The organism is Pseudomonas mendocina, from assembly GCA_037482215.1.
GTDB lineage: Bacteria > Pseudomonadota > Gammaproteobacteria > Pseudomonadales > Pseudomonadaceae > Aquipseudomonas > Aquipseudomonas mendocina_E.
In genome coordinates this window covers 215165-237230 of record CP148074.1, presented here as the reverse complement: position 1 = coordinate 237230, position 22066 = coordinate 215165, and the positions used below count along the sequence as shown (strand labels likewise).

At 59.0% G+C, this 22066-nt stretch carries 15 protein-coding genes and 1 pseudogene; 13 read left to right on the top strand and 3 right to left on the bottom strand.

Annotated features, from left to right (window positions below; genetic code table 11):
• Nucleotides 1-160: 160 nt before the first annotated feature.
• Nucleotides 161-799, top strand: a pseudogene (locus WG219_00995) (hypothetical protein).
• Nucleotides 800-827: 28 nt separating this feature from the next.
• Here WG219_00995 and WG219_00990 read toward each other — a convergent pair.
• The 3 genes from WG219_00990 to WG219_00980 form a co-directional block, all read right to left on the bottom strand.
• Nucleotides 828-1541: a carbonic anhydrase gene (locus WG219_00990; protein WXL26098.1), complete on the bottom strand. Its 714-nt coding sequence runs from the start codon at nucleotides 1539-1541 to the stop codon at nucleotides 828-830.
• Nucleotides 1542-1649: 108 nt separating this feature from the next.
• Nucleotides 1650-2711 carry a PA0069 family radical SAM protein gene (locus WG219_00985; GenBank protein WXL26097.1) on the bottom strand — a complete coding sequence of 354 codons (1062 nt, stop codon included), beginning with the start codon at nucleotides 2709-2711 and terminating at the stop codon, nucleotides 1650-1652.
• A gap of 65 nt (nucleotides 2712-2776) precedes the next feature.
• The gene (locus WG219_00980; protein ID WXL26096.1) at nucleotides 2777-3685 is read right to left on the bottom strand and encodes an AEC family transporter; all 909 of its coding nucleotides are present in this window, start codon (nucleotides 3683-3685) and stop codon (nucleotides 2777-2779) included.
• A 71-nt stretch (nucleotides 3686-3756) separates the two neighbouring features.
• Between WG219_00980 and WG219_00975 the strand changes: the two genes are divergently transcribed.
• The 12 genes from WG219_00975 to WG219_00920 all read left to right on the top strand — a co-directional run bounded on the left by WG219_00975 (nucleotide 3757) and on the right by WG219_00920 (nucleotide 22061).
• The gene (locus tag WG219_00975; protein ID WXL26095.1) at nucleotides 3757-4161 is read left to right on the top strand and encodes a GFA family protein; all 405 of its coding nucleotides are present in this window, start codon (nucleotides 3757-3759) and stop codon (nucleotides 4159-4161) included.
• Nucleotides 4162-4437: 276 nt separating this feature from the next.
• Nucleotides 4438-5790 carry an OprD family porin gene (locus tag WG219_00970; protein ID WXL26094.1) on the top strand — a complete coding sequence of 451 codons (1353 nt, stop codon included), beginning with the start codon at nucleotides 4438-4440 and terminating at the stop codon, nucleotides 5788-5790.
• 391 nt (nucleotides 5791-6181) lie between these two features.
• Entirely contained in the window at nucleotides 6182-7174 is a 993-nt protein-coding gene (locus WG219_00965; protein ID WXL26093.1) for an amidohydrolase family protein, read from the top strand.
• A gap of 437 nt (nucleotides 7175-7611) precedes the next feature.
• Entirely contained in the window at nucleotides 7612-9048 is a 1437-nt protein-coding gene (locus WG219_00960; GenBank protein WXL26092.1) for an SrfA family protein, read from the top strand.
• 117 nt (nucleotides 9049-9165) lie between these two features.
• A complete protein-coding gene (locus WG219_00955) occupies nucleotides 9166-12147 on the top strand; it encodes a virulence factor SrfB (protein ID WXL26091.1) in 2982 nt (993 codons plus the stop codon).
• The gene (locus WG219_00950; protein WXL26090.1) at nucleotides 12144-14837 is read left to right on the top strand and encodes a putative virulence factor; all 2694 of its coding nucleotides are present in this window, start codon (nucleotides 12144-12146) and stop codon (nucleotides 14835-14837) included. Before WG219_00955 ends, WG219_00950 begins: the two co-directional genes overlap by 4 nt.
• Before the next feature lie 12 nt (nucleotides 14838-14849).
• Nucleotides 14850-15884, top strand: a complete 1035-nt coding sequence (locus WG219_00945; GenBank protein ID WXL26089.1) for a hypothetical protein — start codon at nucleotides 14850-14852, stop codon at nucleotides 15882-15884.
• A 26-nt stretch (nucleotides 15885-15910) separates the two neighbouring features.
• The gene (locus tag WG219_00940; protein ID WXL28079.1) at nucleotides 15911-17854 is read left to right on the top strand and encodes a vWA domain-containing protein; all 1944 of its coding nucleotides are present in this window, start codon (nucleotides 15911-15913) and stop codon (nucleotides 17852-17854) included.
• Between the two features lie 3 nt (nucleotides 17855-17857).
• Entirely contained in the window at nucleotides 17858-18553 is a 696-nt protein-coding gene (locus tag WG219_00935; protein ID WXL26088.1) for an ATP-binding cassette domain-containing protein, read from the top strand.
• Nucleotides 18540-19766, top strand: a complete 1227-nt coding sequence (locus WG219_00930; protein WXL26087.1) for an ABC transporter permease — start codon at nucleotides 18540-18542, stop codon at nucleotides 19764-19766. Before WG219_00935 ends, WG219_00930 begins: the two co-directional genes overlap by 14 nt.
• Before the next feature lie 61 nt (nucleotides 19767-19827).
• A complete protein-coding gene (locus WG219_00925; protein WXL28078.1) occupies nucleotides 19828-21333 on the top strand; it encodes an SUMF1/EgtB/PvdO family nonheme iron enzyme in 1506 nt (501 codons plus the stop codon).
• 14 nt (nucleotides 21334-21347) lie between these two features.
• Nucleotides 21348-22061 carry a hypothetical protein gene (locus WG219_00920; GenBank protein ID WXL26086.1) on the top strand — a complete coding sequence of 238 codons (714 nt, stop codon included), beginning with the start codon at nucleotides 21348-21350 and terminating at the stop codon, nucleotides 22059-22061.
• Nucleotides 22062-22066: the final 5 nt, after the last annotated feature.

Below are 22066 nucleotides of genomic sequence, written 5' to 3'. Positions count from 1 at the left end.
TTCAGCTATTGTCTGAACACCGCTAAATGCGGGACTTGTGTAAACATTGACCTAACACCATATGCCTTCAGAGAATAAGTGTTAAAAACTTATGTGAATCCATTCTTAGGCAAGATACTGCGGTCACGGGCCGGGTGTCGTTCTTGTCAGGTGAGCTGTTGTGAACATTGCTGCGCTACTAGAGCTGATAAGGGCAGCTCAAGAACACGAAGCCCGGACCGAACGACTGGCCCGTTACATCCACGCCCATCTCGACCGTGTGCATCCCGCTATCGATCTTCCGGCGGACAACCCTGAGGAGGCACTACTGAATCTTCTCAGCAACTACGTAAACCAAGTGCCGCACCTGCTTCAAGCAGCGCACGAAGTTGCAGAAGGTGCCGGTATCAGTTTCTGGGTGAAGCCGGTGTTAAAAATTGGTGAGCAGTTCTTCCTGCAGCCGCCGAGCTTGATCAACGGGCGAGAAGGTTTAGAAATGCTGGTCAGCGCAGCGTATCTGGCACTGCGCATGGTGGAGGAAGTGAACGACCGGTACATCTTCCACTTAGGCAAGCCACTGATCCCTATGGATCTGACTGTGGCGAACCTAGTGGTCCATCACTTAATTGGAGAACCTTTCTCTAACCAACTTGATGGGGCCGTTGAACTCGCCGTGAACGCCCTACTCCCGGAGGAGATGTTCAACCAGGAGTCCGTACAAACCTATCGGGAGCGGCTGCACGCGCCCAATGTGCTGACCGCATGGTTGTCCTGGCCATGTTTCTCCAGAGAGTGGGGCGTTGGGCTGAATTTAGGGAGGCAGGGCACAAATCCCCCACCACCCAGTATCAAGCCAGTGGGTAACGTGCCCGAGGCGTCGCCATCGGTAGCGGACCTTCACCGATCTCGCGAAACTCGCCTTTCTCGGCATCGTAAGCCTTGATCGCGCTGCTCTCGATGTCATAAACCCAGCCATGGATAAACAGATCACCACGAGCCAGACGCGAAGCCACAGATGGATGTGTGCGCAAGTGATCCAGCTGAGCCACCACGTTTTCCTCAGTGAGGACGCTCAGGGTGTCGTGGTCGCTACAACTACAGTTGTCGGCAACAACGGTTTTGGCCACTTCGGCATGACGCAGCCAAGCTTTAACCGTGGGCATACGCTCGAGCTCGTCAGGCTTGAGAACTGCCTTCATCGCCCCGCAATCTGAATGGCCGCAAATAATGATGTGCTGAACGCCCAGCGCCATCACCGCGAACTCGATAGCCGTGGACACGCCACCGTTCATTTGCCCATAAGGCGGCACTACGTTGCCGACGTTGCGGGTCACGAACAAATCGCCCGGATTACTCTGGGTAATCAACTCAGGGACAATGCGCGAATCTGCACAGGTAATGAACATCGCCCGTGGCGATTGTTGATGTGCCAGTTTCTTGAACAGCTCTTCCTGCTGCGGAAAAACATCCTGGCGAAAGCGCTGAAAGCCCTCAACGATACGCTGCAATGACTCTTCCGCACTAGGGACTGAATCACTTTCTGGCTGCTGTTGCTTATCCATTGATAACCTCGCACTGATACTCGTTTGCGCAGACGAATCTGCGACCCCTAAAGGGACTGCACAGCCTGAAACCGAGTCACAGTTTAGAGGCAAGTCAGGTGAGTTTTTTCACAGTAAGGACAGTTGGCTGCCAGGCGGGCAAAAACGCGAGCAATCCAGATCAAACGCTTCACTGCGCATGAGCCCTAATCGCTTGGCCGCCAAGGCGAAGCGCTTTGACAGCAACTCGGCAAATGCACCCTCACCGGTAAATCGCTTACCGAAGCGGCTGTCGTACAACTCACCATCACGGCTCTGGCGAATCAGGCTCATAACATGTTGAGCTCTCTGCGGGAAATGCGTCTCCAGCCAAGCCTCAAACAACGGTGCGACCTCCATAGGCAAGCGCAAGAGTATGTAGTTGGCACAGGTGGCTCCGGCGTCATGGGCTGCACTGAGCAAATGCTCCAGCTCACGGTCATTTATCATCGGAATCATCGGCGCACACAGCACACCGACCGGAATACCCTGCTCCTGCAAAACCCGAATGGCCCGCAAACGGGCGGACGGCGCCGCAGCCCTAGGCTCCAGGATGCGCTTGAGATCATCATCCAGGGTGGTCAGGCTGATCATCACAGACACCAGATTCTGCTGAGCCAGCTCGCTGAGCAGATCCAGATCACGCAGAATCAGCGAGCCTTTGGTCACGATGGTCACCGGGTGCCGGTAATCCAGCAACACCTTGAGCACCTCCCGGGTGATCTCGTACTGGCGCTCGATAGGTTGGTAGGGGTCTGTGTTTGCCCCGAGATTGATAGGTGCACAAACATAACCGGGCCGTGACAGCTCCTGCGCCAGCAGCTCGGCGGCATTGGTCTTAGCGATCAGACGGGTTTCAAAATCAAGCCCCGGTGACATATCCCAGTACGCATGGCTGGGTCGGGCGTAGCAATACACACAACCATGCTCACAGCCTCGATAGGGATTCAACGAGCGGTCGAAGGGCAAATCCGGGGACTTATTGCGCGTGATGATGCTCTTGGCCGTTTCACTGCGGACCTCTGTAACACAGTTGCCCGAGGGCAGCTCTTGCAGCCAGCCATCATCCAGCGCCACGACCTGCTGCGGTGCAAAACGGTTGTGGGGATTGCTGGCTGTACCGCGCCCTTTGAGTGGAGTGTGGAGTGACATAAGCTGACCCTGCCGAATGACTGTACATTTATACAGCTATTCGGCAGTATTACCAACCCCACCGATCAGTTACCCAGTAATGTCAGCAAAAACGGCAAGCTCACAGCCGCCAGCAGCGTCTGTAATGTGATGATGCCCGCCATAAGTTGACTGTCTCCCCCCAACTGGCGGGTCAGCACATAAGCAGTCGGGGCCGTAGGTAGAGCAAAGAACAGCACCAACAAGGTGCATTCCATGGCGGGCAGCTGCAATGCATACGCCACAGCCCAAGCCAACGCTGGCATCAGCAGCAACCGCAGGGCGCTGTTAAAGCCCAAGGCACGCATCTCACTGCCCAACTGATCAGGCTTAAGCGCCGCTCCCACACACAACAACCCCAGCGGCAAGCTGGCTGCGACAAGGAGCCCGAGCAATCGGTCTGTACCACCCGGCAGGGGCAAGCCACACAGGTTATAGAAGGTGCCCAACACACAAGCGAGGATCAGCGGATTCTTCACAATCGGTAAGGCCAGGCGGCGGATGCTGATACCCCGCTCCGCGCTCAAAGCCCATACCGACAGCACATTCACCGTTGGCACCATCAGCGCCAGCATCAATGCTGCGACTGCAAGCCCTTGCTGACCAAACAGACTGCCCACTGCGGCCAGGCCAAGGTAGGTGTTAAAACGCAGAAGCCCCTGGGTGAAGGCGCCAAAACGGCCCGCAGGCCACCCACGCAGGCGCCGCCAGATCAGCAACCCCAACCACGCCACACCCAGCCCCAGTAACACCGCCAAAGCAAGGCGGGGCAGAGCCGGGTTGTTCAGCGGCGCAGTGGCTAAACTGCTGAATAAAAGCGCCGGGAACAGAACGAAATAGTTGATTCGCTCTGCCCCAGGCCAGAAAGCTTCGCCGGGAAAATCAAAACGGCGCAGACAATAACCCCCGACAATAAGGGCAAACAGCGGCCACAGCGCCAGCAACAAATCAATCACAGACAACTCCATATAACGACAAAGCAGGATCAGCCCGCTTGCTGATACGCATGTACAAGAGGAACCACACAATGACGGACACGTATCAGGGTGGCTGCCAGTGCGGCGCCATACGCTACCAGTTCTCGGGAGCGCTGCGGGACATTGCCCATTGTCATTGTTCAGTTTGTCGTCGCAGCAGTGGCGGGTTGGTGACCACCTGGCTGACCATCAAGCGCTCGGCGTTTTGCTGGCTGACTGGGGAGCCGAAGCTATTTGTCTCATCAGCCACCTGCGGCCGCTATTTTTGTGCCGACTGCGGCGCCCACCTGGCACTGTTCACAACACGCAGCCCGACGACGCTCGACATCACTATTGCCACGCTTGATCAAGCGGAACTTGCAGTTGCAGATCGGCATATATGGGTTCAAAGCCGTCTACCCTGGATTCATCTCGACCCACATCTGCCCGAGGAGCAACAAGAGCAGATCGACTGATGTAACGTCTCAAATAATTGTGCATATGACATGACCTCTCCACATTAAAGTCGCCCTTTCAATAATAAAAAGTCACCTTAAAAAGCACTTAATCAATAATAAAAACACTATGGAGCCCCCTGACGCACTAACTTTGCGTGTTAAATTTTCAAGAACCACCGCCACTTTCAATAATTTTAAGAATCCCCCTACACAGGTTTATATCCGCCTGTGGATATAAAAGTCCCTACCTAGCTGATACCGACGTGTCAGCTATTCATCATGGGGATAATAATATTGAAAAACTCAACACAGTGGCTGGTCAGCCTGATGGCCGCATGCACACAAACAGCTCTGGGTTCCGGCTTTATTGAAGACAGCAAAATCGATTTAAACCTGCGCAATTTCTATTTCAATAACGACAACCGCGAAAGCCAGCGTCAGATCGGGCACAAGGCGTATGCTGGTCAACATGAGGAATGGGGACAAGCCTTTATTCTTTCCGCCAACTCAGGATTTACCCAAGGCACAGTGGGGTTTGGCCTGGATGCCTTAGGCATGTTCGGCATGCGCCTAGACGGTGGAGGTAGCGCGGATAAGTCAGGGATTAACCGCACCCCCGGCCAACTGTTTCCACTGGACAGCGACGGCTCAGTGGTGGAGAACTTCAGTCGTCTAGGGCTCACGGCCAAAGCCAAAGTCGCGCAAACTGAAGTTCGCTACGGCACACTGCAGCCTCGCATGCCGATTCTGGTCAGCAACGATGGACGGCTACTGCCCCAGACCTTTGAAGGCACCCAGTTAACCTCGCGAGACATCGACAACCTGACCCTGACAGCCGGACTAATTGAGCAGGTGATGGGCCGCAGCTCCTCCGACCATACAGGTCTTGCCGTCAGCGGCGGCAGCCAGGAAAGCAACCACCTCTGGTTCAGCGGTGCGGACTGGGCCATTAAGCCCGGCCTGCAAGCTCAATACTATTTCGCCAATCTGGATGACTATTACCGTCAGCACTTCGTCGGCCTAACCCAGCAATGGTCGATCAGCGATGAACAAAACCTCAAGCTGGACCTGCGCTACTTCCGCACCACCGCCGACGGCGCCAACGCTTCAGCCAGCGGACGGGCCACAGGCTTTCGGGTCAACGGTTACACGGAGGATGGCCAAGGCGAAATCGATAACCACACCTGGAGTGTAGCCATGACTCATAGCTACGGTGCCCACACCCTGTTGATGGGCTATCAACAGGTGTCGGACAAGAGCGCTTTTGTTCAGGCTAACCAGGGATCACTGGACAACGATAAAGGTGCCGGCGGCGCCAGTGTGTATCTGCTTACGGACAGACAGCTGCACAATTTTACCCGAGCGGGCGAACGCACCACATTCGCCGAATACAGCCATGATTTTGCCGACCTTGGACTACCCGGTCTTAAAGCCAGCGTGGCCTATTTGCGGGGCACCCATATTCAGCAGATTAGCGGAGGTGGGCAGCAGGAATGGGAGCGGGATTTTCGTCTGGATTACACCCTGCAGAGCGGCTTGTTCAAAGGAGTGAACCTGTCATGGCGCAACGCCTCACTGCGCAGCCAGACGGTGGCCAACACTGACCAGAACCGTTTTATCACCAGTTACAGCATCCCTTTGCTCTGATTACCCCTTGTAACGCCGCTGCTAACTCGCAGCGGCTTATTAACGGTTGCTAGAGCGCACTAAAGACGCCCCTAACCTGAAGGGGTTAATAAAATTATTAAACCCAGCCACATACCATTAATTAATGGCTCCATACATTTATTAAATAGCCAGTAACTATTCACACCAACAATAAGTAACATCTCCGATACAAATAAAACTTTAAATATTAAAACCACACCAACCAACTACTCACTGCAGACCGCATTGAGTGGACTCATCCTTTTTACTCAAACGACTGACCATTCAACCAACACATCAAGTCGACTTACTCATTGTGCATGTAGCCCGACTTTATTGATTCTAGAAAGATCAATTCGATTTCGTATCTATCAATATCAGGAATATTAATATGAAAGGCAAAATCGTACTTGAAGAACACGTCAGTACCGAACTGAACAACAGCCTGTGGGATTCCTCAGGAGAAGCTGCACGCAACGGCAAACTCTACATGGCGGACGCCGAACGTCGATTGCTGGACACGGAACAGCGCATCGCAGATATGGATCGCAACGGTATTGAAACAGCCATTCTGTCTCTGACCTCTCCGGGTGCGCAGTCGATTCTGGATACTCAGCAAGCGATCGATTTTGCCCGTAAGACCAACGACCACATCGCCGAGCACTTTGTCGGCAAACACCCAACCCGCCTTAAAGCCTTCGCCACGGTCGCCCTGCAGTCCCCCCGCGCCGCAGCAGACGAACTGGAGCGGGCAGTTAAAGAGCACGGCATGCTCGGAGCACTGATCAACGGCTACACCAACATTGGTGATAACGACACCGCGCAATATCTGGATGAGCAACCGGTATGGGAGTTTTGGGACCGTGTAGCCGCCCTCGACGTGCCGGTGTATTTGCACCCACGGGAACCACTACCATCCCAGCGCCGTATCTATGAGGGTTACTCCTCACTGATCGGCTCGGCTTGGGGCTTCGCCCATGAGACCGCAACCCATGCTATCCGTCTGATGCTCAGCGGCCTGTTTGACCGCTACCCGAACCTGACCATCATCTTGGGTCACCTTGCTGAAGGCCTGCCGTTGATGCTACCGCGCCTGGAGCATCGCCTGCATATGCAACGTGATGGCGCCGGGTTGGGTAATGCGAAAAGGCCCGTCAGCCATTACTTCAGCAACAATTTTTACCTGACCACAGCCGGGCACTTCCATACCAAGGGTTTGCTGGACTCAATCAGCGAGATCGGTGTGGATCGAGTGATGTTCTCTGCCGACTACCCGTACAAGAGCATGGACACCGCCACGCAGTGGTTTGACAGTGCACTGATCAGCGACAACGACCGCATCAAGATCGGTCGCAGCAACGCCGCACGCCTGTTTAAGCTGTAAACCTTACGCTACCGGACAGCGCCACTGTGGTCTGTCCGGCCCCTTCTGATCCAAGCCCGCCGATGCATCACGGCCCTTGTGCAACATGAAAGGGTCACACCTTATGCATTTAATCCTACTGGCAGAGTGATCATTCTCGGGCCAGCAGAGTCAAAGCTTCCAGGCAATAAAACGGAAACGCCAGCAAGCTGTTTAGTTCAAGTTAGACTCAATGTCTCAAACGAGTCAGGCACTGAGCTAACCTTGCTAAACAAAGGCATTCCCTTAATACGTTGCCTGTGTCACATTTTGCCGTTGTCATGGCAATAAGCCTTGATTCCAAAAGGCTTTTTGCTAGCCCTGACAAGGCGAAACAGTTTCGAGATGATGGGCAGAATGACAACGCCATACGGCATAACTGCTCCTCTAATGATGGTCTTGGCTAAGGATATCGACACATGCCAGGTGCATTGCTGCGCACAGGTAACCTTCAGGAATTCAAGGCGTTGGGCGTAGATGGCCAGCCGGTCTACAACGCCGCGCTGCAACTTCGCGAAGCTATTCGCCTGAAAATGGGCCGCGAGGCAGCCAGTTGCCTGGCAATCCCACAACCCAACGAAACCGGCGACCGTATCGACTGGTACGCCCCGGAAGAAGGCGACGTGGTGCCATGGTCTGCCGCCACGGCCGAAGAGCGCAGCGAAGCCTACAAGCAGCTTGAAGCCATGCACGCGCAACTGGGTAATACCAGCGTCAGCATGAAGGCCGATGAGCAGAACCGTGAGAAGCAGATTTTCGGGCGCCTGCTGGAAAAGACGGTCCACTTTCCTGATAGCAACCATGTGTACCTGGTCAACGGCAAACCGGTGATTACCTTTTGGGGCTTCACCGACCACCCTGGCACGTACGATCACGACCCACTGCTGTGCCTGCGCCCGGCAGCACCAGCGGCTAAACCCGCTGAATTCACCTTGCCCCCACAAGCCCCCGCAGTAGCACCCGAAGCAGCGCCGGTTGTGGCGGCTAAACGCCCGTGGTGGCGCTGGCTTTTGTGGCTTTTGCCCCTGCTATTGCTGCTCCTGCTGCTGTTGTTCCTGCTGCGCGCCTGCGCACCGAACGTGCCGCTGCCACTGGGCTTGGATCAGATCGACCTACCGGGCCTACCCGTCACCCGTGATGTCAACGTGCACGACGTAAATGTGCACGGTGCCGACGGCACACTGATCGGTAATGGCGGTATTAATGGCCAGGCTGTTGACGGACAACTGCCCGATGGCCAGCTCCCTGAGGGTCAACTGCCAGAAGGTGACGCACCTGAAGGTCAGCAACCTGAAGACCAAGCGCCAGCAGACGAAGCTGCTCCACCAGAAGCCCCGGCAGAAGAACCGAAGGCAGATGAAACAGGCAAAGACGAACAAACACCTCCAGGCGATGAGGGGACCGAACAGCAGCCGCCTGTAGACCCGGAAATGGGCCAGCCCAACCCGCGTCAACAGCCGCCCGGCAAGGATGTACCGCAAGACCTGAGCATTCCGCCGCAAGCGCTGCAAACAGGCTCCACCGAATTCCTCAACGGCAGCTGGAAAGCCGGCGCTGGGATCCAGGACGCCAAGACCGGCAAGCCGATGCAGCTTGAATACGATTTCAAAGACGGCAAAGGCGAGGTCAAGATGCGCCGTGGCGACGGCGTGGTCTGCTCTGGATCAGTTAACGCCGCCATGCAGGGTGGCAAGCTGGCGATCAACAATCAGGGCCAGGCCACCTGCAACGATGGCAGCACCTACAAGCTACCGGAAGTCACCTGTAGCCCGGACAGCCGCAGTGCAGCGGATTGCTCGGGCAGCTATGAAAATCAGCAGTTCCCCATGTCCATGCGACAGGGTGAAAAGCAGTAGCACTGCCACAGCGTTAAGCGAGTGCAGGCCGTAGGCCTTCAACGCATATAAATGGACGTCCCGGCGGGTTGCCTGAGCAGCCCGCCAGCCAACGAACAAGGGCGGAAGAACAGCACTATGTTTCCAGAGAAAACGGATTACGAAGAGAAGATCACGCTGATCATGGGCAGCGGCGTCCAGTTTATGGACTTTGCCGTTACCCTCGATCTGCGCCGTGAATTGCCTGGGGAGTTTGTCCGCCAGCGCCAGGATGGCCCTCTGGCACGCCTGATGTACGACGATCGCAGCGAGCAGTTCTATCATCCGGCAGCGCCCGGCCAGGCAGTGAGCCCGGCCTACAGTGTGGCGGTGGATCAATCTGTACGCCTACTTAAAGACTTGTGGCTGCCGCTGCCGTTCTTCCGCTTCAGCCCGCCGCGCCGCTTCGATGATGGCCCCTCCAACTGGGCCCGCGTGCGCGTGGTTGAACTGCAACCGGGGCAAGACCCGGACGGCCACACCCACCGCGTAACGCTGGCCTTCGACACCAAAGTATTCCAAAGCCGCAGCGACACCGCCTACCTGGCGCCGACCAACGATGACGTGCGCGCCGGTGCCGCCTTCGCCCTGGCCCATCAGGCCAACGAAATGGGTTGGTTCCTTGATCTGAACTGGGTCAACGACTGGCTGCGCGAAGTGTTCACCGAGCAAGCGCAATTACCACCACTGCGCCTGCAATTGGATGACATCGAGAACGAGTGCCTTGAGCTGTATCACCAAGCTCACTACCTGAACCTGCTGCACGTGCTGGGCACGGCCCTGACTGTGCCGGAAATCAAAGTCGTCTCCAACCGCGACAGCGACCTGCACAAAGCCATCCCCGTGGACATGGTGCTGGACGTCGGCAACTCACGCACCTGCGGCATCCTGATCGAAGATCACCCGCAAGAAAACGACGGCCTGAGCAAACGCTACGAGCTGGAGCTGCGCGACCTGACCCAGCCCGAGCACGTCTACCCGGAACCGTTCGAGAGCCGCATCGAATTCGCCCAAGCGGTGTTCGGTAAAGATCACTTCTCCGTGCAGAGTGGCCGCCGCGAAGCCTTCCAGTGGCCGACTATCGCCCGTGTCGGCCGCGAAGCTGGTCGTCTGGCCAGCCGCCGCCGTGGCACCGAAGGCTCCACCGGTCTGTCCAGCCCCAAACGCTACCTATGGGATGAGGACAACTACGAGCCGGGTTGGCGCTTCAACTGCGCCTACGTCAAAGCGGACAGCGAACCCCACGCCACCGCCGCGCCGGTCGCCAGCCTGATCAACGAAAAAGGCCAGGCGCTGTACAGCCTGCCGTTTGATGAGCGCATGCCGGTGTTCCACCCGCACTATTCACGCAGCTCGCTGATGACCTTCATGCTCTGCGAAGTGCTGGCCCAAGCGCTGATGCAGATCAACAGCCCGTCCCAGCGCCTGCGCATGAGCCATTCGCGGGTACCGCGTCACCTGCGCTCGATCATCCTCACCGTGCCGCCATCCATGCCCAAGCCTGAGCGGGAGATTTTCGCCAAGTGCATGGAGCAGGCCATCGGTCTGGTGTGGAAAGGCCTCGGCTGGCACCCGGAAGACGAGTCGATCAACATCAAAGACCCGAAAAGCCGCGAAACCGCCTGGCCCTACCTGCCGGAAGTGCACGTGCAATGGGACGAAGCCACCTGCGGCCAGGTCGTGTACCTGTTCAACGAAACCCAGAACAACTTTGCCGGCCGCCCGGAAGAGTTCTTCGCCGCCATGGCGCGCCCGGATCAACCGCATAAAGACCGCCTGACCATCGCCTCTATCGACATCGGCGGCGGCACCACCGATCTGGTGGTCACCGAATACCGCCTGGACGATGGCGTCGGCAGTAACGTCTACATCACACCATCGCAGCGCTTCCGCGACGGCTTCAAGGTGGCCGGTGACGACATCCTGCTGGATGTAATCCGCCTGTTTGTGTTGCCATCACTGAGCAATGCCCTGACGCAAGCCGGTGTGGATAACCCGGATGCGATGCTGTCCAAGCTGATCGGCAACGAACCGCTGACCGTGCAGGATGCCGTCCTGCGCCAGCAACTGACCCTGCAAGTGTTCAGCCCGATTGGCCTGCGCCTGCTCAAGGCTTATGAGCAGTACGATCCGCTGGATGCCGGAACACTGGTCAGTGGCACCTTCGGTGAGCTGCTGGGTGACGAGCAACCGACCGATGCGGTGCTGGAATACGTCGGCGGGGCCGTGCGCCGCCAGCTGGGCAATGGCAGCAAGCCGTTCAGCCTGCTGGATGTGGAGTTGAACGTATACCTGCGCCGCATCCACGAGGCCTTCATCACCGAGCGGATGAACATCAGCAAGACCATCAAAGCCCTGTGCGAAGTGGTCTACAGCTACCCGTGCGACGTGCTCCTGCTGACCGGTCGCCCGTCACGCCTGCCGGGCGTGCAGGCGCTGTTCCGCAAACTACTGCCGCTGCCTCCGGGACGCATCCTGCCGCTGAACCAATACCGAACCGGCGGCTGGTATCCGTTCAACAAGCTCGACCGCATCGAAGACCCGAAAACCACCGCCGCAGTTGGCGCCATGCTCTGCCTGCTCAGCCGCAGCCTGCGCCTGCCTAACTTCTTCTTCCGCTCGGCGGCGTTCAAGCCGTATTCGACCCTGAAGCACTTGGGCCTGCTGGACAACAACAACGTGATCAAGGACGGCAACGTCTACTTCCGCGACATCGACCTGGATGACCCGAACTACGAGCTGCCTGATCAAACCTTTGAAATGCGCGGCACCATGCGCCTGGGCTTCCGCCAGCTGAGCGATGAGCGCTGGTCGGCGGCGCCGCTGTACATCCTCAGCATCGAAAACCAGAAACTGCGCGAGCAAGTGGCCTCGCAAGGTCTGGTGCTGAAAGTACGGCTGGGCATCAAACCGTCGCGCAACCCGGCAGAAGGCAGCGAGAGCTTTGAGTTCCTCGGCGCCGAGTCGGACAACGGCTCCGTCAGCCGTTCGCACATTCGTCTTCGACTCAACACCCTGTCCGATGCGGGCCTGGGTGAGTCGCACTATTGGCTCGACAGCGGGAGCGTGTTTCGTAAATGAGTAACTCGCCTGAGCAACTGACCCAACACTGGTCTGCCATCCACTCCGGTTCCGGCGAAGCGATTCGCTGGATCAACGACGTGCGCCGCACTGCGCCGCGTCTGGATAACGAAGCAGACGACCTGATCCTCAGCCTGCGCCGGGTGCGCAACACCGCGCAGCGCCTGGGTGGCGTCTCTAACCTGCCGATGACCGTGGGCTTCTTCGGCCTGTCCCAGGCGGGCAAGTCCTACCTGATTTCGACACTGGCGGCAGGTGCCAACGGCAAGCTGGAAACCGACTTCGCCGGGCAACGTCTGGACTTCCTCACCCACGTTAACCCGCCGGGTGGCGGCAAGGAAGCAACCGGTCTGGTGACCCGCTTCAGCCGTACCGCCAAGGCGGGCCCTGCGGATTATCCGCTAGAGCTGAAGCTGTTCGGTGAAGTGGAAGTGGCCAAGGTGCTGGCCAACTCCTTCTTCAACGACTTCAACACCGAAAAGGTGCTCTACCGCCTCGACGAAAACGCCATCCGCCAACAGCTCAAAGAGCTGGGCAAACGCCGCCAGCACAACCCGGTGCCGGGCGTGACCGAAGATGACGTGGTGGCTCTGTGGGATTACCTGCAAGACAACTTCCCGGCCTCCATTTTTGGCCTCAGCGGCTACTACTGGCCGGCGGCTGTGGAGCTTGCGCCGTGGCTGAGCCTTGAAGACCGCACCACGCTGTTCTCGATCTTCTGGGGCGAGATCAAGGAACTCAGCGAGGCCTACCTGAGCTTCGCCAAAACCCTGAATAAGCTGGGCAACGCCGACCGCGTATTCGCGCCGCTGGACGCTCTGGTGCGCCAGACCGATAAAGGTCTGTCGCAGGCCGACAGCATCATGAACGTGGACATGCTTGAGCGCCTCGGCCGCAGCAGCGACCTGCCGATCAGCGTGCGTCCATCGAAACAGGGTGAGTTGCAGGCCCCGGTGGAACTGACCCTGGCGCAGCTGGCGGCACTGACGGCGGAAATGGTCTTCCCGCTGGTTGAGCCCACCAGCGACCCGCTGTTTGAGCAGGTCGATCTGCTCGACTTCCCCGGCTATCGCGGCCGTCTGTCCGTGGAGTCGCTGGACGACGTGCGCCGTGCGGTGAAAAGCGATGAAGCCAGCCCGGTGGCGCAGCTGATCCTGCGCGGCAAGGTCGCTTATCTGTTCGAGCGCTACACCGACAGCCAAGAAATGAACGTGCTGATCGTCTGCACGCCGTCCAACAAACAGTCGGACGTCACGGCTGTCGGCCCGGTCCTGACCCGCTGGATCGAGAAAACCCAAGGGGCCAAACCGGAAGAGCGCGCCCTGCGCAAGCCGGGCCTGCTGTGGGCCATCACCATGTTCGACATGCGTATCAGCAGCGATCTGGACAAAGGTGAAGACCTGCTGCGTCTGGGCTGGGGCAGCGGCGGCATGATGAAAATGACCATGCTTGAACGCTTCGGCCAGTACACCTGGTTGCAGGAGTGGACAGCCGGGCAGCCGTTCAATAACACCTTCCTGGTGCGTAAGCCGCGCATGAAGGTGACCTTCCTCGACGTGCAAGACGGCAACGAAACTGGCCTCAATCCGTCGGCAACCGATTCACTGGCGCTGATGCGCAGCACCTTCAGCGAGGACGAAACCGTCCAGCGCCACATTCGCAATCCAGAACAAGCCTGGGATGCCATGCTGGCCCTGAACGACGGCGGCATGAGTGCCATCAGCCAGTACCTGCGCGGCGTAGCCCTGCGCGAAGTGAAACTGGGACGGATTAAAGAGCAACTGGACGAAATCCTGCACCTGCTGGATAGCCGTCTCGGTCACTGGTTCCAATCCGAAGGCGCAGGCGAGCTGGAGAAGAAGCGCAAAATCGCCCAGCAAATCTTCGAAAGCATCTGGCCGCGCCGTGTGCTGTTGGGCGAACTGCTGCAAAAAATGCAGGTGCCGGATGACTTGCTGCGCGGCCTCTACCTGAATGTCGGTGAAGATGAAGCGCCGCCGGTGAGCAATATCAGCTCCAGCGCGCCCGCCGATTTCGGAGGCGCCTTAAACCTGGGTGACGACTTCGCCAGCGACGACGGCTTCAGCCTGTTCGGCGACGCACCGGCCAAACCGGCTGCCGACACACCGCGCACCACCGGCAGCGATGCGCGCTTCGCTCAGGCCGTACTGCGCGAGTGGATCAGCCACCTGCGTCATCTGCCGGAAGACGGTCGCCTGCTGACCTTCCTCGGCTTTAACAAGCCTGCAGTAGAAGCACTGGTGGATGAACTGGTGACTGCCGCCAACCGCCTCAACCTGCAAGATCGCCTGCTCAAAGCCATCGTCAGCACCGAACAAATCGGCACAAAGCGCGAGCAACTGGCCGGTCGCCAGGTGCTCACCGCCAAGACCGTGCTGGGCGACTTTATTGGCTGGCTGGGCTTTATCGACATGCCGTTGGAACTGCGTCCCAACAGCCGTATTGAAGCGGGCAAGAAGCTATTTGAGGCGCCACCTGCCATTGAACACGGCAAGCTGCCGGTGCTCGCGCCGCAGCCGCTGGAGCACAGCCGCAACTATGTCGGCGACTGGCTGGTGGCCCTGAGCAAAGTGGCGGAAGACAACGCAGGCCACAGCGCTGGCCGCGAAATCACCCCGGAACAGAACGAAGCGCTGGGCAAGGTGCTCGACACCCTGCACGCGAAGTGAGCGGAATAACCCATGCTGAGAATTGAACTCAAGGCCGCCCAAAGCGGCCAACCCGGCTACGGCGAACTGACCCTGCACGGCTGGGCACAGGAAAACGAAGGCCTGGAGCTGACCATTCAGCGTAACCAAGACGGCCACTATCTGGCAGCTGGTGGCAGCTGGGACAGCAACCCGGTGTGGCACGCACTGGACGGCATGAGCCTGAACGAAGAGGTCCTCAGTGGCGAAGTTGGCCCATGGCTGATCGACCCGCTGATGGCCAACCCGCAAAACGCCTACATGCTGCAACTGCGCAACCCGGACGGCAGCGATAAAGGCGTGGTGCGCATTGTCGGCACCATTCTCTCCTCGCAAGCGGCGGGCAGCTCCCAAAGTGGCGAAAAGCGCGCCGAGCGCCCGGCACCAGCGGTTACACCACCGCCACCCGAGCCAGAGCCAGAGCCGACGCCACTGCCTGAACCAGAACCGGAGCCTGTGCTGACCCTTGATCCGGAACCGGAGCCTGAGCCAATCGCTGCCGAACCGCGCCCACAGCCGACGCCTGTGCCGGAGAAAAAAGGCAGCAAGCTGGGGCTGATCATTGCCATCCTGCTTGTGCTCGCCGCACTGGCTGCCGCTGCCTGGTGGTTCTTCCTGCGTACTCCGGGTACGACGGCTCCGGCCGCCACCAGCGAAGCCAGCACCAGCGCAGCCGACACTGCACCGTGCAGTGTTGGCGCTCTGGGGCAGGACAAAGACGATCTGGTGTTTATCCAGAGCTGCCTGAAGTCCAACCCGTCCAGCGAGCAGGTACTGGCCGCCATCAATGCCGCCAAAGAAGCCAAACGCTGTGGCGTGGTGCAGCGCATTTATGCGCACAAAGCCCAGGCTGGAGATGCTGCCGTAGCCTTTGCCTATGCCCGCGAATACGACCCGGAACACTTCAAGAGCGGTGGCTGTGTCGAAGCTGCTGATGCCGAAACAGCGGCCTACTGGTACGAGATCGCCGTGAACAACGATCCGTCCAATCAGGAAGCCAAACAACGTATGGAGGCGCTGAGCAAATGAGTGCACGTCCCTTCGCTTTGACAGTAATGACCAGCCTGCTGCTGGGCAGCCTGGCCGCCCCGGCGCTGGCGGATGAAAAACCGCTGCTGCAAGAAGGCAAAAAGACCCTCTACCAGCGCGTGCTGACCACCCCGACCTGCCAACTGACTGACAGCGCAGGCGGCAGCGGCGGCAAGGCACAGCCGGCCTTCACCCGTTTTTACGTGTACCAGCGGGAAACTGCTGGCAACGCCGAATGGCTGAAAGTCGGCCCGGACAGCTACGGCAAGACCGTCGGCTGGATCAAGGGCGACTGCGCGGTGGACTGGAAGATGCAGATGACCCTGGCCCTGACCAACCCGGCAGGCCGTGAGCCACTGCTGTTCTTCAAGGACAAGGCCAAGCTGGAAGAATTGTTCGGCAAGGAAGACCCGGCACCACTGCTGGCACCGATCCAGAAGAACATGAAAGACAAAGGCCGTGACCCGGCCGTAGTCGCCCGTGAACCGGATTACGCGGTGGACCTGTCGAAAAACTTCTATCTGCTGCCAGTGCTGGACGCCGAAGAAACCTTCACCGAGAAGGGTTTTCAGGTACGCCTGCTGAATGTCGCCTCGGTCAGCGCCAAGTCCGACGACAAAGCGAAAACTGACAAGGCCGCAGAAGCCAACACCCTCAAAGGCTTCAGCGCCGCGGTGGTGTTCGTGATCGACTCGACCATATCCATGGGCCCGTACATCGACCGTACCCGTGAAGCGGTGCAGCGCATCTACGCTCAGGTCGAAAAAGAGAAACTGCTCAATCAGGTCAAATTCGGTCTGGTGGCCTTCCGCTCCAACACCAAAGCCGTGCCGAAGCTGGAATACACCAGCAAAATGTTCGTTGACCCGAGCACCGTGAAAGACGGTAAGGACTTCCTCGCCAAAGTGTCCGAGCTTAAGGAAGCCACGGTTTCCAGCAGCAGCTTTGATGAAGACCCGTACGCCGGGATCATGCAGGCGCTGGATGAGGTGAAGTGGAACGAGTTTGGTGCCCGCTACATTGTGCTTGTCACCGACGCCGGTGCCATTGATGGCGACAACAAACTCTCCAGCACCGGTCTGAATGCCGAGCAAGTTCGCTTGGAAGCGCAGTATCGCGGCGTGGCCATCTACAGCCTGCACCTGAAAACCCCGAGCGGAGCGAAGAACCACGCCTCGGCGGAGGCGCAGTACACCAACCTGTCCACCAACGCCTTCCTCAACAAGCCGCTGTACTACCCGGTGGATGCGGGCAACGTCGACAGCTTCGGCAAGATGGTCGACAGCCTAGGCGACGCCATCACCGCTCAGGTGAAAGCCGCTTACCGTGGCGATCTGGCTGCGGGCAGTGCGCTGGGTGCCGACGCCGAATACGCGAAGAAAGGCGCCAGCGAAACCGACAAAGCCATTGCCGAAGACGCCGCCCTGCTGGGCCATGCCATGCGCCTGGCGTATCTGGGCGAGAAGACTGGGGCCAGCGCACCACCGGTGTTCAAGGCGTGGATCAGCGACCGTGACTTTGTGCAGCAGAACGTGCCGACCACCGATGTGCGCGTGCTGATGACTAAGAGCCAGCTCAGTGACCTGAGTGACGTGGTGAAGCAGATTGCCGACGCCGCCAACGAAGGCCTGATCTCGCCGACCGATATGTTCGAGCGCCTGCGCTCAGTGGCTGCGACCATGGGCAAAGACCCGAACCAGCTCAAGGACAAGAACATCAAGGTCGCTGACATGGGCCTGATGGCCGAGTACCTCGATGGCCTGCCGTACCTCAGTGAGGTGCTGAGCTTGGATGAAGAAACCTGGAAGGGCATGGAAGGCCTGGAGCAGGAGAAATTCATCCGTCGCCTCAACACCAAGCTCAAGTACTACCAGCGCTACAACGCCGATGCTGACCGCTGGGTGTCCCTGGCGCAGGGCAGCGACCCGCGCGACCACGTTTATCCGGTCCCGCTGGAGGCATTGCCGTAAGCCATGTTGCAGATCGAGAACATGGGCATCCGCCGCGGTGCCGACTACCGCATCAGCCTGCCGCGCCTGAGTCTCGGGCGCGGCGAAGTGGCGGCCATCACCGGCGCCAGCGGCTGCGGTAAAAGCACCCTGCTGGAGATGATCGGCCTGATCCTGCGTCCGGAAGAGCTGGGCCGTTTCCAGTTGGGCGACAGCAACGCCCTGGACGTCGCTGCATTGGTGCAGGCCGATGAACAGGCGCGGTTGGCTGACATCCGTGCTCAGCGCCTCGGCTTTGTGTTGCAGACCGGTGGTTTGCTGCCGTTTTTAAGCGTGCGGCAAAACATCGAACTGCCACGGCGCATGCTCGGTCTGCCGAACAAAAGCGAACTGGTAGAAGAGGCCATTGGCCGCCTGCGCCTGCAAGCGTTGCTGGACAAGCGCCCGGCGCAACTGTCCATCGGTGAACGCCAGCGCGCGTCGTTCGTCCGCGCCATCGCCCATGAGCCGGATTTGCTGCTGGCGGATGAGCCAACGGCGGCGCTCGATCCGCATCAGGCGCGCAACCTATTCGAGCTTATTATCGAGATCGTCCAACGCTTCCAGATTGCGGCGCTGCTGGTGACCCACGACTGGGATCTGGTCCACGACTGCGGCATCCGCAATATCGTCGGCACCCTGCAAAACGGCAAAGGCACGGTGTTCCATGACAAAGGCTGATAAACGTCCCGGCCTCGCCCTGCTGGTCGAACTGGCCGCCCGCGACCTGTGGCACGACCGCAAGGTCTCGCTGTGCATCGTCGCCTCGCTGGTGGCGGTGATCGCGCCGCTGTTGCTGCTGTTCGGCCTTAAATACGGCGTGGTCTCACAACTGAACAACGAACTACTGAGCGACCCGCGCAATCTGGAAGTACGCATGCTCGGCAATTACAACCTCGACAGCCAGTGGTTCGAGCAACTGCGCGCCCAACCCGGCGTCGGTTTTGTCGTGCCGCTGACCCGCTCACTGAACACCACCGCCGACCTGATACGTGACAACCAACACTTTGTCGCCAACGCCGAGGTGATCCCAAGCGCCAGCGGCGACCCGCTGATCGGCGCGCTGCCTGCTCCCGCAGCGCAGGATCAAGTGCTGCTCAGCGCCAGCGCGGCGGACAAGCTCGGCGTCAAAGTGGGCGATCAGCTGCGCCTGCTGGTTTTGCGCAAGCTGGACGGCAACAACGAGCGCGGCAACTACAGCGTCACCGTCGGCGGCGTGCTGGAACACAGCCTGTTCACCCGACCGGCGGTGCTGGTTCATCTGGACTTGCTGGTGGCCATGGAAAACTTCCGCGACGGCTACGCCGAGCCACAGTTCGGCTTCGACAGCGGCAAGCCTGCGCCGGTACGCGAGCGCTTCGCCCGTGCGCGCATCTATGCGCAAGGGCTGGACGATGTAGCCCCAATCGCCAAATGGCTGGATGGCGAGCGCATAGAAAGCAGCACCCGCGCGGCTGAGATTGAATCGGTCAAAGCCATCAGCCATGTGCTCGGCCTGATCTTCGCCGTCATCGCCTGGACCGCCGTGGTCGGCTGCGTGGCCTCGCTGGTGGGCGCGTTTCTCGCCAACATCGACCGCAAGCGCAAAGACCTCGCCCTGCTGCGCCTGCTCGGCTTTCAGCGTTCCGCCGCGGGGCTGTACATCATGATTCAAGCCGCGCTGCTCACCTGCCTGGCATTCGCCCTGGGGTTCGGCGCCTACCTGATCGGCAGCAGCGTGTTTAACCATGCTCTGGGCAGCAACCTGGCGGGCGACGGTTTTGTCTGCAAACTGGAAACTATTCATATTCTGCTGGCCTTCGCCAGCGCATTGCTGCTCGCCATTGTGGTGGCAGCTGTAGGAGGCTTTCGTGCAATTCATATTCAACCGGCTGAAAGCCTGCGTGACCTCTGACGCAGGCTCCACCCTGCGCGCCTGCACCTTGCTGGGCAGCGCACTGCTGGCCCTGAGCAGCATGAGCGCACAGGCGGCATGGGATGAGAAGTATTACAACCCGAAACCGGCCGAGGGTGACGTCATCCTGCCGATGCCCTGCGATGGTTTTATGACCCTGCGCAAAGTACAGGTACCGGTTGCTAAACCGCTGGACGACTATGGCGTCACCCTCGGTCAGGACAGCGACGAGTGGGGCTACATCGAGCAAGCCCGACCGAGCTACATCGCCGGTAGCTTTACGGTGAAAAAACCTGAACCGGGCCGCTATTACCTGTTGGCCAAGTACGAGTTGAGCGAGTTGCAGTATCAGGCCGTCATGAACGACAGCTGCCCGTCACCCTCAGCCAAAATGCGCTTGCCGCAAGTGGGCATCAGCTGGTTCGACGCCACCGCATTTGCCGACAAGTACAGCCTGTGGCTGCGCAAGAACGCCGCTGACAAACTGCCGAAAGAAGACGGCGCAGCGGGCTTCCTGCGCCTGCCCACCGAGGCTGAGTGGGAGTTCGCAGCCCGTGGCGGTATGGCGGTTTCCCAGGCTGAGTTCCGTGACATTCGCTTCCCCACGCCGGATGGCGGCCTCGGCGCTTACGCCTGGTTTGCCGGTTCCCAGTCGGCCAACGGCAAGCTACAGCTGACCGGCCTGCTTAAGCCCAACCCGCTGGGGCTTTACGACATTCTGGGTAACGTCGATGAGATGCTCTTCGAGCCGTTCCGTCTGAACAAGCTGGACCGCCAGCACGGTCAAGCCGGTGGCTATATCGTCCGTGGCGGCAACTACCTGACCCCACAGGCTGAACTGCGTACCGCGCTGCGCCAGGAGCAGCCGTATTACGCCAGCGCGGGCGAGCAAAACAAGCTGAAAACCACTGGCGTGCGTCTGGCCATGGTGGCGCCGGTGCTGACCTCACGCGACCGCATCAAAGAAGTCGAACAGGACTGGAAGAAGCTCGGCACACCGGCCGCCAGCAAAGTCACCGACAGCAAGCCCGGCAGCGCCGACCCGGTCGCCGAAATCAGCAACATCGCCAGCGGCGTACAGGATGACGAGCTGAAGAAGCAGCTGGAAAAACTGCGCAACGACCTGCGTGCTAACACTCAGGCCCGGGACGAGCAGCGCGATCAGGCGATTCGCTCGGAGCTGCAACTGGGCGCCTTCCTCTGCACTAAACTGAAGGACGACGGTCTGTTCCTCGATACCCTCGAAGGCAACTTTGAACGCAGCTGTGGTGCCAACAGCGAAGAACCAGCGGCCCGCTGTGAGGCTCGTAAAGAACAACTGGAAGGGCACCGCAAAGTGCTGGACTTCATGCTCAACTACTACGCCGATACCGTGGTCAGCGCGGGCCTCAACTACACCGCTGCGACCATCGAACCGCAGGTAGATGTCGTCGCCCAGCAAATGGCTGCGCGCAGCAAAAGCAACCTGCGTGACTATCTGGACAATCACTGGAAAAATCTCTCTGCCTACATGAAGAACGGCAAAGTAGCCCGCAGCCAGTGGCTGGACTCATGCAAATCTCTCTGATTAAGGACCGTGCAATGAACGCTGTAACGTTGCTGAAATCATCCAAAAAGCTGGCCACACTCGGCTTGTTGCTGGCCTTGGCCGGCTGTCAGACCACCGGCAGCAGCACCACGGCACCGGCAGACCCACGGCTGGCCAACAGCAGCTCTGCGCAGTTCTTCAGTAAGTCGGGCTTCCAGGCCTGTGCCGGTGGTGCCTTGGTCGGCATTCTGGCCTGCCAGCTGGGCAACCCCAGCGACAAAAACGCCTGCATGATCGCTGCTGGCCTGGCCGGTTGCGGCGTAGGCATGGGCGCTAACTACTATCTGGACAACCAGCGCAGCAAGTACGCCAATGCAGAAGACCGCTTGGACGCCACCATTGCCGACGTGCGCAAAGATAACCAGGAGCTGCAAGCGCTCAGCGATACTGCACGCAGCGTGATCGCCGACGATAAACGCAAAATTGAGCAGATCAAGAAAGACATCGCCAGCAACAAGGTGCAACGCACCCAGGCTCAGCAGCAAATTGCGGCCATTGATGCCAACACAAACTACCTGAAGAAAACCCTGGCCGACGTGCGCTCCAAGCAGCAAGAGTGGATGAAGGTCGCTGAAGCCGAGCGCAACAGTGGCGCGCGCACCGATACGCTGGATGCTGAAATCAACAAGATGCAGAAGCAGGTTGCTCAGCTGGAGTCGGAAATCGACCAGCTCTATCAGCAACGCTCCTCCATCCAACTGGGCTAAGGAAT

Coding starts and splice junctions, on each gene's coding strand:
- WG219_00990 (WXL26098.1), bottom strand. CDS start 1,541: ATGGATAAGCAACAGCAGCCAGAAAGTGATTCAGTCCCTAGTGCGGAA.
- WG219_00985 (WXL26097.1), bottom strand. CDS start 2,711: ATGTCACTCCACACTCCACTCAAAGGGCGCGGTACAGCCAGCAATCCC.
- WG219_00975 (WXL26095.1), top strand. CDS start 3,757: ATGACGGACACGTATCAGGGTGGCTGCCAGTGCGGCGCCATACGCTAC.
- WG219_00965 (WXL26093.1), top strand. CDS start 6,182: ATGAAAGGCAAAATCGTACTTGAAGAACACGTCAGTACCGAACTGAAC.
- WG219_00960 (WXL26092.1), top strand. CDS start 7,612: ATGCCAGGTGCATTGCTGCGCACAGGTAACCTTCAGGAATTCAAGGCG.
- WG219_00955 (WXL26091.1), top strand. CDS start 9,166: ATGTTTCCAGAGAAAACGGATTACGAAGAGAAGATCACGCTGATCATG.
- WG219_00950 (WXL26090.1), top strand. CDS start 12,144: ATGAGTAACTCGCCTGAGCAACTGACCCAACACTGGTCTGCCATCCAC.
- WG219_00945 (WXL26089.1), top strand. CDS start 14,850: ATGCTGAGAATTGAACTCAAGGCCGCCCAAAGCGGCCAACCCGGCTAC.
- WG219_00940 (WXL28079.1), top strand. CDS start 15,911: ATGACCAGCCTGCTGCTGGGCAGCCTGGCCGCCCCGGCGCTGGCGGAT.
- WG219_00935 (WXL26088.1), top strand. CDS start 17,858: ATGTTGCAGATCGAGAACATGGGCATCCGCCGCGGTGCCGACTACCGC.
- WG219_00930 (WXL26087.1), top strand. CDS start 18,540: ATGACAAAGGCTGATAAACGTCCCGGCCTCGCCCTGCTGGTCGAACTG.
- WG219_00925 (WXL28078.1), top strand. CDS start 19,828: ATGAGCGCACAGGCGGCATGGGATGAGAAGTATTACAACCCGAAACCG.
- WG219_00920 (WXL26086.1), top strand. CDS start 21,348: ATGAACGCTGTAACGTTGCTGAAATCATCCAAAAAGCTGGCCACACTC.